Annotated in this window: 11 protein-coding genes; 6 read left to right on the forward strand and 5 right to left on the reverse strand. The window is 64.4% G+C overall.

Annotation, left to right across the window (positions count from 1 at the left end):
• Positions 1 to 223: 223 nt before the first annotated feature.
• The 5 genes from PVV74_RS18105 to PVV74_RS18125 all read right to left on the reverse strand — a co-directional run bounded on the left by PVV74_RS18105 (position 224) and on the right by PVV74_RS18125 (position 5,585).
• On the reverse strand, positions 224 to 979 hold the full coding sequence (locus PVV74_RS18105) for an ABC transporter ATP-binding protein (RefSeq protein ID WP_103764110.1): 756 nt from the start codon (positions 977 to 979) through the stop codon (positions 224 to 226).
• A 116-nt stretch (positions 980 to 1,095) separates the two neighbouring features.
• Complete coding sequence (locus PVV74_RS18110; protein ID WP_103764111.1) at positions 1,096 to 1,851, reverse strand: ABC transporter ATP-binding protein; 756 nt, start codon at positions 1,849 to 1,851, stop codon at positions 1,096 to 1,098.
• Positions 1,852 to 1,863: 12 nt separating this feature from the next.
• Positions 1,864 to 3,063 carry a branched-chain amino acid ABC transporter permease gene (locus tag PVV74_RS18115; protein WP_274594210.1) on the reverse strand — a complete coding sequence of 400 codons (1,200 nt, stop codon included), beginning with the start codon at positions 3,061 to 3,063 and terminating at the stop codon, positions 1,864 to 1,866.
• A gap of 3 nt (positions 3,064 to 3,066) precedes the next feature.
• Complete coding sequence (locus PVV74_RS18120) at positions 3,067 to 4,098, reverse strand: branched-chain amino acid ABC transporter permease (protein WP_274594211.1); 1,032 nt, start codon at positions 4,096 to 4,098, stop codon at positions 3,067 to 3,069.
• A 134-nt stretch (positions 4,099 to 4,232) separates the two neighbouring features.
• Complete coding sequence (locus PVV74_RS18125; protein WP_103764114.1) at positions 4,233 to 5,585, reverse strand: substrate-binding protein; 1,353 nt, start codon at positions 5,583 to 5,585, stop codon at positions 4,233 to 4,235.
• Positions 5,586 to 5,802: 217 nt separating this feature from the next.
• Here PVV74_RS18125 and PVV74_RS18130 point away from each other — a divergent pair, with 217 nt between their 5' ends.
• From PVV74_RS18130 to PVV74_RS18155, 6 genes are all read left to right on the forward strand, one after another.
• Complete coding sequence (locus tag PVV74_RS18130) at positions 5,803 to 7,110, forward strand: helix-turn-helix domain-containing protein (protein WP_103764115.1); 1,308 nt, start codon at positions 5,803 to 5,805, stop codon at positions 7,108 to 7,110.
• A gap of 83 nt (positions 7,111 to 7,193) precedes the next feature.
• Complete coding sequence (locus PVV74_RS18135; protein ID WP_103764116.1) at positions 7,194 to 7,562, forward strand: response regulator transcription factor; 369 nt, start codon at positions 7,194 to 7,196, stop codon at positions 7,560 to 7,562.
• Entirely contained in the window at positions 7,559 to 7,858 is a 300-nt protein-coding gene (locus PVV74_RS18140; protein ID WP_274594212.1) for a hypothetical protein, read from the forward strand. Before PVV74_RS18135 ends, PVV74_RS18140 begins: the two co-directional genes overlap by 4 nt.
• On the forward strand, positions 7,859 to 10,552 hold the full coding sequence (locus PVV74_RS18145) for a sensor histidine kinase (protein ID WP_103764118.1): 2,694 nt from the start codon (positions 7,859 to 7,861) through the stop codon (positions 10,550 to 10,552). It abuts the gene before it with no gap.
• 137 nt (positions 10,553 to 10,689) lie between these two features.
• The gene (locus PVV74_RS18150; RefSeq protein WP_274594213.1) at positions 10,690 to 11,928 is read left to right on the forward strand and encodes a FliM/FliN family flagellar motor switch protein; all 1,239 of its coding nucleotides are present in this window, start codon (positions 10,690 to 10,692) and stop codon (positions 11,926 to 11,928) included.
• Between the two features lie 325 nt (positions 11,929 to 12,253).
• Positions 12,254 to 12,463, forward strand: a complete 210-nt coding sequence (locus PVV74_RS18155; RefSeq protein ID WP_274594214.1) for a hypothetical protein — start codon at positions 12,254 to 12,256, stop codon at positions 12,461 to 12,463.
• Positions 12,464 to 12,513 lie beyond the last annotated feature (50 nt).

The following is a 12,513-nucleotide window of genomic DNA, read 5'->3' on the forward strand; positions in this document are numbered from 1 at the left end:
TGCGCGCCCCAGAAGGCCTCGGGGTCCTTGATCGAGGCGGCGTACATCTCGTCGTACTTCGCCGCGTCGACATGGGCATTCGCCGCGAAATCGGCACTGGGCGCATAGGTTTTATCGGACATGGTTCCTCCCTCGGTGGTCTTGAATGTCTTGCAGGCCCGCTCCGCCTTTGAGACGGCGGCGGGGCGGGCGTTCTCCTGGCGGCAGCCTAGGGAGGTTGGCGTCAGATGGCCAGATACTCGGCGCGGAGACTTTCGTTTTCCAGCACCTCTGACGCGGTCCCGTCGAAGGCGATGCCACCCGTATCGAGGATGATGCAGCGATCGGCGAGTTCAAGGGCACGTACCGCGTTCTGTTCGACGAGGATCGTGGTGATGCCCTGTTCCTTGATGATGCGCAGGGTCTTTTCGATCTCGTCCACGATGACGGGTGCGAGGCCCTCGTAGGGCTCATCGAGCAGCAGGACCTTGATGTCCCGGGCCAGAGCGCGGGCGACGGCGAGCATCTGTTGTTCACCGCCCGAGAGCGTCACGCCTTCCTGGCGGCGGCGTTCCTTGAGGCGCGGGAAAAGCTCGTAGAGCCGGTCGAGGGACCACCCGATGGGCGGGGCGATCTGGGCCAGTTGCAGGTTTTCCTCGACGGTCAGGCCGGGGATGATGCAGCGATCCTCGGGGACGAGGCCGATGCCGGCGGCCGAGGCTTCGTGACTTTTCATATTGTGAAGGGGCTGGTGGTCCAGCCAGATTTCGCCGTGGTTGACCTGCGGCGTGTCCATGCGGGCGATGGCACGCAGCGTGGTGGTCTTGCCCGCGCCGTTGCGGCCCAGAAGGGCCAGGATCTCGCCCTCGTGGACGTTGAAGGAGATGTCCTGAACGATGTAGCTTTCGCCGTAATAGGCCTGCATGCCCCAGACCGACAGGAAAGCGGGCGCCGTTTCGGCGTGGTTGCGGTGCTTGGAAAAGTCGGGTTTGACGTTCATTTTTCGTGTCCTCCCGTCCCGGACCTGATCCGGGACCTCTTGCAGTGGGGGCGAGGCCCCGGATCAGGTCCGGGGCAGGCTCCCGGATCAAGTCCGGGGCGTTCGTGGCATGGCGGTCAGGCGCTTTCGCCCAGGTAAGCTTCGCGGACCTTGGGGTGGCCCTTGATCTTGTCCGGTGTATCCTCGACCAGCGGCGTGCCCTGGGCCAGGACGGTGATGCGCTCGGCCAAGGAGAACACCACGTGCATGTCGTGTTCGATGATGCAGATGGTGATGTCGCGCTCGTCCTTGATCTGCTTCAGCAGGTCGATGGTATTGTTGGTATCGGCCCGCGCCATCCCGGCGGTGGGTTCGTCCAGCAAGAGCAGGCGCGGGTTCTGTGCCAGGCACATGCCGATTTCCAGTCGCCGCTTGTTGCCGCGCGACATGGCGGCCGCATGGTCGTGGCGGGCGTCGGCGAGGTTCAGGCTTTCGAGCATGTGCTCGGCCTGCTCGACGATGTCCTTTTCCTTCGTGGCCTGCGCCAGCGCGTGCATGCGGAAGGCGCCGTCGCGCTTGGCGAAGATCGGGATCATCATGTTTTCCAGCACGCTCAGGTCGCCGAATATCTCGGGCGTCTGGAACACGCGGGAAATGCCCATCTGGTTGATCTGGTAGGGCTTGCGGCCCAGTACCGACTGGCCGTCGAACATGACCGAGCCGGTATCCGGGATGAGCTTGCCGATCAGGCAGTTGAGCAGGGTCGACTTGCCCGCACCGTTGGGGCCGATGATGGCGTGGCAGGTGTTTTCCGCCACGCTGAGGTTCACGTCACCCAGCGCCTGCAGGCCACCGAAGCGCTTGTTGACGTTCTTGACTTCAAGAATACCCATTGTCGTCGCTCCTTATTCGGCCGGTGTGGATTGGGTGGCTTTTTCGTCGTCCGGGTTCGCTTTCTTGCCGCGAAGCAGACGCCCGATGCGTTGTCCGCCCTCGACGAGGCCGCCGGGAAGGAAGATCACCACGGCCATGAAGATGAGGCCCAGTGTCAGGTGCCAGCCCTTGCCGATGAAGGGATAGACGAGGGTGATGACGAAATCCTCGAGCCCATCGGGCATGAAGGCAAACCATTCGTGCAGGATGTCCTTGTTGATCTTGCTGAGGATGTTTTCCATGTACTTGATCGCGCCCGAGCCTAGCACCGGGCCGATAAGCGTGCCCGCGCCGCCGAGGATCGTCATCAGGACGACCTCGCCCGAGGCCGTCCAGAACATGCGTTCGGGGCCGGCCTGCGTGTCCATCGCCACCAGAAGGCCACCCGCGAGACCGGCATACATGCCCGAGATCACGAAGGCCGCCAGCGTGTAGGGCCGCGCGTTGAGGCCGGTGTAGTACATCCGGGTCTGGTTCGACTTCACCGCGCGCAGCATGGTGCCGAAGGGCGAGCGGAAGATGCGGATCGAGAGGTAGAATGCGATGATCATGAAGACCGCCGCGATGTAGTATCCGGCGTTGATCGTAAAGAGCCAGTCACCCATGGAGATGTCGAAGCCCGCCCGCATGTCCATGCCGAACAGGTTGGCGCGGCCGATCTCGCCGTCGGCGAGATTCGACAGCAGCGGGCTGTCGGTGGACTTGATCTGAAGGCCCGTCTCGCCGCCGGTGATCGGCGTCAGGACCGAGTAGGCCAGGGCATAGGACATCTGCGCGAAGGCCAGTGTCAGGATCGAGAAGTAGATCCCGGAGCGGCGCAGCGAGATGAACCCCACCGCCAGCGCGAAGAGGCCCGCGATGATCACGCCGAGGATGATCGCCGGGATGACGTTCAGCGTGACCAGCTTCATCATCCAGATCGCCGCGTAGGAACCGACCCCCAGAAAGGCCGCGTGGCCGAAGGAGAGGTAGCCCGTGAGGCCGAAGAGGATGTTGAACCCGATGGCGAAGATCCCGAAGATCACGAAGCGCTGCATCAGGTCGGGATAGCCCGCGTTGAACTGCGCCAGGCCGGAGCCTTCGGGAAAGGGGTTTAGGATGAAGGGCGCCAGCATGGTGATGATCACCACGATCAGAAGCAGGCGGAAGTCTTTCTTGTCGAGACCGAGCATGGCTTAGTCCTCCATGACGCCCTTGCCGCCCATGAGGCCACGCGGACGTGTCAGCAGAATGATGATGGCAACCAGGTAGATGATGATCTGGTTGATGCCGGGCAGGATCTCGAGCACTTCTCGCATGGAGGCAAAGCTTTCCAGGATGCCCAGGAGGAACCCGGCCAGAACGGCGCCCGGAAGCGAGCCCATGCCGCCGACCACGACGACCACGAAGCTGAGCACGAGGAAATCCATCCCCATGTGGTAGTTCGGCGAGTTGATCGGAGTGTACATGACGCCTGCAAGGCCCGCCACCGCGGCGGCAAGGCCGAACATGATGGTAAAGCGGCGGTCGATGTTGATGCCCAGCAGCTGCACGGTCTCGCGGTCGGCCATGCCGGCGCGGACCACCATCCCGAAGGTGGTGAATTGCAGGAAGGCGAAGACCGCGCCGATGATCACGGCGGCGAAGGCGAAGTAGATGATCCGCCAGTAGGGGTAGATCACCACGTTGGGATCGAGACCCATCATGGCGCCGAAATCGAGCGACCCGCGGAAGGCATCGGGGGCCGGCGTGGGGATCGGGTTGGCGCCGTAGTAGAACTTGATGATTTCCTGCAGCACGATGGCGAGGCCGAAGGTCACGAGGATCTGGTCGGCATGGGGGCGGTTGTAGAAATGCTTGATCAGCCCGCGTTCCATGATCACGCCGATCAGCATCATCACCGGAATGGCGAAGAGGATCGACAGCGGAACGGCCCAGTCGATGATGGCATCGCCCGTGGCCTGACCGAACCAATCGTAGACATACGGTACCTGGACTTCGAGCGGGTTTCCGAGGAAGTCGGTTTGCGTTTCGTCGACGACGGTGCGGGAGAGCGTGAGTATGCGGCTCAGCGTGACGGCGCAGAACGCACCGATCATGAACAACGCGCCGTGCGCAAAGTTCACGACGCCCAATGTGCCGAAGATGAGCGTCAGGCCGAGCGCGATCAGCGCATAGGCCGAGCCCTTGTCCAGCCCATTGAGAACTTGCAGGATGATGGCTTCCATCGGGGTGCCCCTCGGGTTTGCAGATATACCGGTTTTGATCACGGACGCGCGCGGGGCGCGTGGTCCGGCTTGGTGGTGGACGCGGGCGCGACAAGGGCGCCCGCGTCGGATCTTGTCAGGTCAGACCTGTGCGATCAGGCGCCGTCGTTGCACTCGCCCAGGCTCGCCTCCGCGCCACCCATCTGCGGGTGATCGGGGGCGTAGGTCACCTGGTCGACCGGGGTCACCTCGACGATTTCGAGCAGGTCGAATTCGCTTTCGGGGTTCTCTTTCCCTTTCACGACCAGCACGTCCTTGAAGCACTGGTGGTCGTCGGCGCGATAGAGCGTCTTGCCGTTGCCCATGCCGTCGAATTCGAAGCCTTCCAGGGCCTCGGCGACCGCGCAGGGGGCAAACGAACCGGCACGCTGCACGGCATCGGCGTAGAGCATCGCCTGGACGTAGCAGGTGTGTGCGGCCTGGCTCGGCGGGAAGCCGTACTTGGTGCCGAACGACTTGACGAATGCCTTGGAGCCTTCGTCCTGCAGCGACCAGTGCCAGTTGGTGGAGCCGAAGATGCCCTTCACGTTGGCGCCGGCACCCTTGGCCATCAGGCGGCTGTAGAGCGGAACCACGATCTGGAAGTCCTTGCCGTTCACCTGCTTGTCACGCAGGCCGAACTGCACGGCGTTGGTCAGCGAGTTGACCATGTTCCCGCCGTAGTGGTTCAGGATCAGCGTATCGGCACCCGATTGCAGCACCGGCGCGATGTAGGACGAGAAGTCGGTCTGCGTCAGCGGCGTTTTCACGGCGGCGACGGTTTCCCAACCCATGGCCTCGGTCGAGGCGCGCACGGCTTCCTCGGTGGTGTAGCCCCAGTTGTAGTCGGCGGTCAGGTGATAGGCCTTGCGGTCTGTGCCGTAGGCGTTGGCCAGCACCGGCGCAAGCGCGGCACCCGACATGTACGAGTTGAAGAAGTGACGGAACCCGTTGGCCTTGCGGTCCTTGCCGGTGGTGTCGTTGGAGTGCGTGAGACCGGCCATGAAGATGACGCCGGCCTCCTGGCAGAGCGCCTGCACGGCCACGGCCACGCCCGAGGACGAACCGCCGGTGATCATCACCGCGCCGTCTTTCTCGATCATCGACTTGGCCGATGCGCGGGCGGCGTCCGCCTTGGTCTGGGTGTCGCCGGTGACGTATTCGACCTTCTTGCCGAGGATGCCCGCACCTTCGAGCACCTTGGACGAGAAGGTGTTCATCATGCCGCCGTCGCCGCCACCGTTCAGGTGCTCGACCGCCAGCTCATAGGCGCGCAGTTCGTCCGCGCCTTCGTCGGCATAAGGGCCGGACTGCGGTACGTTGAAGCCCAGCGTGACGGTGTCGCCCGTGGGTTCGTTGGTGAAGGCGGCGGCGGAGCTTGCCGTGAAGATGGTCGGCAGCGCGACGCCGGCGCCGGCGATGGCGCTGGTCTTGAGCAGGCCACGACGCGTGAGGTCAGTTTTGGACATTGAATCCCTCCCTAGAGTTTCTTCCTGGACGGGCCTCCTCAAGCCCGGCCGGATGCACATGTGTGCTGTCGGCATTATTGGAGGGGGTCGAAAACCGTTCAACAAGCGCCTTGGGGTAAACGCTTTTTTTGTAAATAAAATCTTCAACGCAGTGCAGAAATCTGTAAATTAGTTTTCAGACAGAAACGAAGACGATTGATTCAAAGGGCAAGTGCCAATGGCAGAGACCGGTATGGCAGGCACGCGCATCCGCCAACGGCGGCTGGTGGCCGGGTTGAAGCAGGCCGAACTGGCCGAGGCGGCGGGAATCTCGGCCAGCTACCTCAACCTTATCGAGCATAACCGGCGTCGAATCGGCGGGCGCACGCTGTTGCAGATCGCCGAAGCCCTGAATGTCGAGCCCGCAACGCTGACCGAAGGCGTGCAATCGCACCTTCTGGCGGCTTTGCAGGAGGCGGCGGGCGAGGCCAAGACCGGCGGCGATTTCTCCGTGACTGCGCCTGAACTGGACAGGGTCGAGGAGTTCGTCGGACGCTTTCCCGGCTGGGCGGGGCGGCTGGCGGATCTTGGCCAGCAGCGCGACGCGCTTGAACGGACAGTCAAGGCGTTGAGCGAGCGTCTGGCGCATGACCCGGAACTGTCGGCAACGCTGCACGAGGTGATTTCCACGGTGACGTCGATCCGGTCGACCGCCTCGATCCTGGCCGAGACACGCGAACTGGAGCCCGAATGGCAGATGCGGTTTCACCGCAATATCAATGAAGACGGCGCGCGGCTGGCCGAGGGGGCCGAGGCGCTGATGCGTTACCTGGAGGCCGCGCCCGAGGCCGGCGCGGAGGTGACATCGCCGCAGGACGAAATGCACGCGTTCCTGGAACGCCACGACTTTCACTTTCCCCAGCTCGAGGGCTGGGGCGCGGAAGCGCGGATCGAGGCGATTGTTTCGGAGGTCGAGAACGAAGCGGCGCGGGCGCTGGCCCGGGTGGCGCTGACGCAAGTGCTTGAGGATGCCCGTGCGCTGCCGCGTGACGAGATGGAGGCGCAGCTGGCGGCCCATGGCCCGGCGCCCGACGCTATCGCGCGCGCCACCGGCAGGTCGCTGGCGCAGGTGTTCCGGCGTCTGGCCTTGCTGCCCGAAGAAATGGTGGGGCCGGTGGGATTGATCGTGGTGGATGGCGCGGGGGCGCTAATTCTGCGTAAGACGGTCATGGGGTTCGCCACGCCGCGCAGCGGGGCGGGGTGTGCCATGTGGCCGCTTTACGAGGTACTGGGTCAGCCCGCCCGCCCGGTGCAGGCGGTGCTGTTGCAGGGCGATTTGCGGGTGAGGGCCTTGGCGGTGGCCGAAGAGACGGTGCCGGCAGGGTTCGATAACCCGCCGCTGACGCGGGCCTACATGCTTTTGCTGCCCGAGCGGCGCGGACCTGATCGGGCTGAGGCACGGCCCGTGGGGGTGACCTGCCGGATCTGTCCGATCGAAGGCTGCCTGGCGCGGCGAGAGCGATCGGTTCTGAAGAACGCGTTCTAGGATATGTTCTTTTGACAGAGCCAAAGAGTTTCGCAATAGTCGGCGGACGGGAGAGGATATTGATCGGAGGGGAGGCCGGTTGGATGGGCAAGACCGTGCTTCTGATCGAGGACGAACAGAATATCATCGAGGCCGTGAGCTTTATCCTGTCCCGTGACGGATGGGAGGTGAAGACCCACGCCAACGGGCAGAACGCGATGGAGGCTGTCCGCGCGCGCGAGCCGGACGTGGTGATCCTGGACGTGATGCTGCCGGGCAAGAGCGGCTTCGACATCCTGTCCGAGATCCGGGCCGAGGCGCAGTTTGCAAGCCTGCCTGTGCTGATGCTGTCGGCGCGGGGCCAGGCCAAGGACCTCGAGATGGCCGAGCGGGCCGGAGCCAACCGGTACATGACCAAGCCGTTTTCCAATGCCGAGGTGCTGGACGCCGTGCGTGCGCTGGTGCCGACATGAGCCCCAAGCGCGGATCGGTTTTCTTGGCGCGGCGGGCCTACTTTCAACGCCGTGCCATGGATGCCGCCCGGCTGTTGCCCGTGCTGGGCGCGGGAATCTTCGTGTTGCCGCTTCTGTGGAAATCGGGCGAAGGCGCGCGCACGGTGATGGTGATGTTCTACATATTCCTGTGCTGGACAGCGCTGATCGGGCTGGGCTGGATCGTGTCGCGGCGGTTGTCGGGGCCCGATGCGGACGTAAATCGAGATCCCGCCCGCGACGCGAACGAGCAGGTGCATGTGTCCCGGGAGGGATGAATGGGTGCTCTGAACGTCATTGTCCTTGTCAGCCTTGTATATGTGGCGATGTTATTCTGCGTGGCGTTCGCCGCGGACCGGGCGGCGGCACGGGGGCGAGGCACCTGGCTGCGCTCTCCCATCGTTTACACGCTTTCGCTATCAATCTACTGCACCGCCTGGACATTCTATGGCGCGGTGGGCTTTGCGGCGCGGTCGGGGCTTGAATACCTGACGATCTATCTTGGCCCGACGTTGGTGATGGTGGGCTGGTGGTGGACCCTGCGCAAGATGGTGCGGGTCGGCCGCAGTCAGCGGATCACCTCGATTGCCGACCTGATTTCCAGCCGCTTCGGCAAGTCCAACGCGCTGGCGGTGTTCGTGACCGTGCTCGCCGTCATCGCGTCGACGCCCTATATCGCCCTGCAATTGCAGTCGGTGACGATATCCTTTGCCGCCTTTGCCGCTGTTGATCCGACCCATACCGGGGAGATCAGCGAAACCGGCGTGGCCCTGTGGGTGGCCATCGGCTTGATGGTGTTCACGATCCTGTTCGGCACCCGGAACCTTGACGCCAACGAGCGGCATCACGGCTTGGTCATGGCCATCGCGCTCGAGGCGGTGGTGAAGCTGTGTGCCCTTCTGGCGGTCGGTATCTTCGTGGTCTGGGGGCTCGCGGGCGGTGTCGAGCAGACGCTGGCCCGGATCGACCAGAGCGCCATCGCACGGTGGGAGGTTCCGGGCAGCCGCTGGGTGGGCCTGACGCTGTTGTCGGCGGCGGCCTTCATGTGCCTGCCGCGGATGTTCCAGGTGATGGTGGTGGAGAACGAAGAGGAGGGGCATTTGCGCACCGCCTCATGGGCCTTCCCGACCTACGTGATGCTGATGAGCCTGTTCGTCGTGCCGATCGCGGCGGTGGGCCTCGACCTCAGCCCGGCGGGCGCGAACCCGGACCTTTTCGTGCTGACGCTGCCGCTGGAGAACGGGCAGGAGGGTCTGGCGGTTTTGTCGTTCCTGGGCGGGTTCAGCAGCGCGACCTCGATGGTGATCGTGGCGGCCATCGCCCTGTCGACGATGGTGTCGAACCACGTGGTCATGCCCGTGTGGCTGCATATGACGGGGGGCAGCGCCGTCGTCTCGGGCGACGTGCGGGCGGTGGCGATCCGGGCGCGCCGGCTTTCGATCATGGTGATCCTCTTCCTGGGGTACCTCTATTTCCGGGTGTCGGGCGGCGGCGCGGCGCTGGCGGCGATCGGGCTGATTTCCTTTGTCGGCGTGGCGCAGTTCCTGCCGGCGCTTCTGGGCGGCCTGTTCTGGCGCGGGGCCAACCGGCGCGGGGCGCTGGCAGGGCTGGCGGTCGGCTTTGCGGTCTGGATGTACAGCCTGTTTCTGCCCAGCTTCGGCGCCTCGGCGGTGATGCCGCAGGGGGTGCTCGAGAACGGGCTGTTGGGCCTGGCGTGGCTGCGCCCGCAAGCTCTGTTCGGTGCCGCGGGGATGGATCCGGTGGTGCATGCCTTCATGTGGAGCCTGTCATTGAACATCGTGGTGTTCGTCTTTGTCTCGCTGATCAGTTTCCCGCAGCCGGTGGAGCGGTTGCAGGGCGCGCAGTTCGTCAACGTGTTCGACCATTCGGCGCCGTCGGGTGGCTGGACCGGGGGCCTGGTCCAGAGCGAGGACCTGATGATCATGGCGCAGCGGATCATGGGCGCCCAGGAGGCGCAGGCGCTGTTCGGCGAGGTGGCGCGCGAACAGGGCATGAGTGGCTACCTGCCGGAACCCACGCCCGATTTTCTGAGCCGGCTGGAGCGGTCGCTGGCCGGCTCGGTGGGCGCCGCGACGGCCCACGCGATGATCAGCCAGATCGTGGGCGGCGCCAGCGTGTCGGTGCAGGACCTGATGGCGGTGGCCGACGAGACCGCGCAGATCATGGAATATTCCAGCCAACTGGAGATGAAGACCGAAGAACAGGCCCGCACCGCCCGGCAACTGCGGCAGGTCAACGAGAAGCTGACCCAGATCTCGGTGCAGAAGGACGCGTTTCTCAGCCAGATCAGCCACGAGTTGCGCACGCCCATGACGTCGATCCGGGCGTTTTCCGAGATCCTGCGCGACGGGGGCGAGATGCCGCCCGAAGGACAGCGCCGCTATGCCTCGATCATTCACGACGAGGCCATCCGGTTGACGCGGCTCCTGGACGACCTGCTGGACCTGAGTGTGCTGGAGAACGCACAGATCGTGCTGAACCTCGAGGAGGGGAACCTCGGTGCACTGCTGGACCGGGCCGAGACGGCTGCCGGGCTTTCGGACAACAGCATGACGGTCGGCCGCGACGCGGGCGCGGACCAGGTGAGGCTGTACACCGACACCAACCGGTTGGCGCAGGTGTTCATCAACCTGATGTCGAATGCACGGAAATACTGCGATGCCGACGCGCCGCGGCTGGATATCCGCGTGGCCGAGCGTGACGGTATGCTGCTGGTGGACTTCATCGACAATGGCAGCGGTATCCCGGCGGGTCAGCAGGGGACGATCTTCGAGAAATTCTCGCGCGTGAGCGAGAACAAGGCCGGTGGGGCCGGGCTGGGGCTGGCGATCTGCCGCGAAATCATGGCCCGGTTGGGCGGCGGAGTGGAGTACCTGCCAGGGCAGACGGGCGGGGCATTCCGCGTTTACCTTCCGGTGGCCGAAGCGGGCGCGGCGGAGGCGGCGCAGTAGCGCGGCCATAAATCCAATCGTAACCTTCTTGCAGTTAACTGCCGCAAATCGTCCGGACCTGGCCGGGGCGAAACATGGCGCGCGGCCGCGTTTCCCGCGTGGGTGCCGGGCGCAAGAGAAGGGGGCAAAAACAGGTCATGAGCGCAGAGCCCGCCAGCAGCGCATCGGTCATTCATCGCAAGGCCAAGGTGGCCCGTGACGAATTCGACGCGCGCGAGATGTCGCCGACGAAGGCGCTGCGCCTGGCACTCGCCAAGGAAGCGGCGGCGCAGTTCGAACTGCCACTGGTCGTGCGCATGGTCGAACATGAGAGCGTGGCCCTGACAGGGATCGAGGCACTGGCGGGCGACGACGGACTGCTGATCCTGCTGGACGGGCTGGAGGGACCGCCCGGCGCGATCAAATTGAACCTGCAGTTCGTAATGGCCCTGATCGAGGTACAGCTGATGGGGGAGGTCCGGCAGGGTGAGGCGAAACCCCGCTCCTTCACCCCCACCGACGCGGCCATCGTGCAACCTTTGATGAATGCCGTTCTGGACAGCTATGCCGAGCAGGTGAATGCCTGTGACAGGATGCCGGATGCGGCCCGCTTCCGGTTTGGCGACCGGGTGGAGAACGGGCGCGCGCTGGCGTTGGCGCTGTGGGCCCCGGACTATGACCTGTACCGCCTCAGCGTGGATTTCGGACCTGGTGCAAAGACCGGGATGATGGAACTGATCCTGCCTGAACTCCCACCCGTGCCGGAGGTCGAGGAGCCGGGTGGCAACACGTTGGCGCGAAAGTTGGAAGAAAACGCGATGAACGCACCGGTTATGCTGGATGCGGTGCTTGCGCCGATCCGCCTGCCGCTGAGTGACATCTGCCGCTGGACTCCGGGCACGGTGCTGAAACTCTCACCTGATACGGTGACCGGCGCGCGCGTGATCGGCGCGAAAGGTCACAAGGTGGCCGCGGCCAAGCTGGGCCAGCTCAACGGGTTTCGCGCGGTGCGACTGGTGCTGAAAAGCGATGCGGAGGAAGGCGCGATCAATGGCGCGCAAGGCTCTGCGCCCGAGACAGGCGGCCCGGCCACGCTGTCCGCGCCCTTGGAGGGTGGTATGACGGGGTTTGATGGTTCGGACGGGGCACTGCCCGATTTGCCGGGTGGGGGGATGGACTTGCCGGATCTGCCCGGCATCGAGGGACCGGACCATATGAGCGGTCTTCCCCACCTGCCGGAAATGGGTGGTCTGCCTGATCTGCCCTCGCCGGACTGCGACGATAATGTTGGTCTCGATACGTTGGTGGAGGAGGAGCTTGCCCGCGCCGCCGCCCGGTTCGAGGCTGACGGCGGGGATGAAGACTTGCCGATGCCCGGCGGCCCGAGCCTTGGATGAACCCATTGGGCGCCCGCGCCGTGGGACCCGTTTAGCCATCGCTCGGCCGCGGCGTCGACGTTGTCTGGTGACCAATCGCAGGCGTTACCTTCGCGAACGGGCAGGGGGAAAACCTGCCGTTGCGGCGCTGCTCTGACGTCCACAATCTGACACCCGTTCCGGCGCATTTGCCCAAATACTGCCCAAGACGCGCGGAAAGCTGCAAATACCGTCGATATCGGGTCCGCGATGCTTCTATTGCGAGCCCGCTTCATGTTATGGTTGTGGAGCAAGGCCTGCGGTTACATGGACCGGACGCGGCGGGCTGCACTTGGGAGGAGACGCCATGACCAGTTTGACACAGGAAATCAAGCAGTTGCACCGACAAATCCTGGACCTGAGCGAGTGCGAGCGCTATCGGCTTCAGCCGCGGCTGGCGGGGCTTCTGGGCCAGATGCGCGAGGCCGGTGAGCCGGTGCCTTCGGAGATGCGGCGTTTGAACGAGACGCTTCTGGATGAGGCGATTGAGGCACAGTTCGAGAATATGCCGGTCTGAACGCTGCCGCTTCGGATCAAAACAATTGCGCAGCCCCCCGCCGAGAGGGT

This window comes from Roseovarius sp. SK2 (assembly GCF_028807495.1).
Lineage (GTDB): Bacteria > Pseudomonadota > Alphaproteobacteria > Rhodobacterales > Rhodobacteraceae > Roseovarius > Roseovarius confluentis.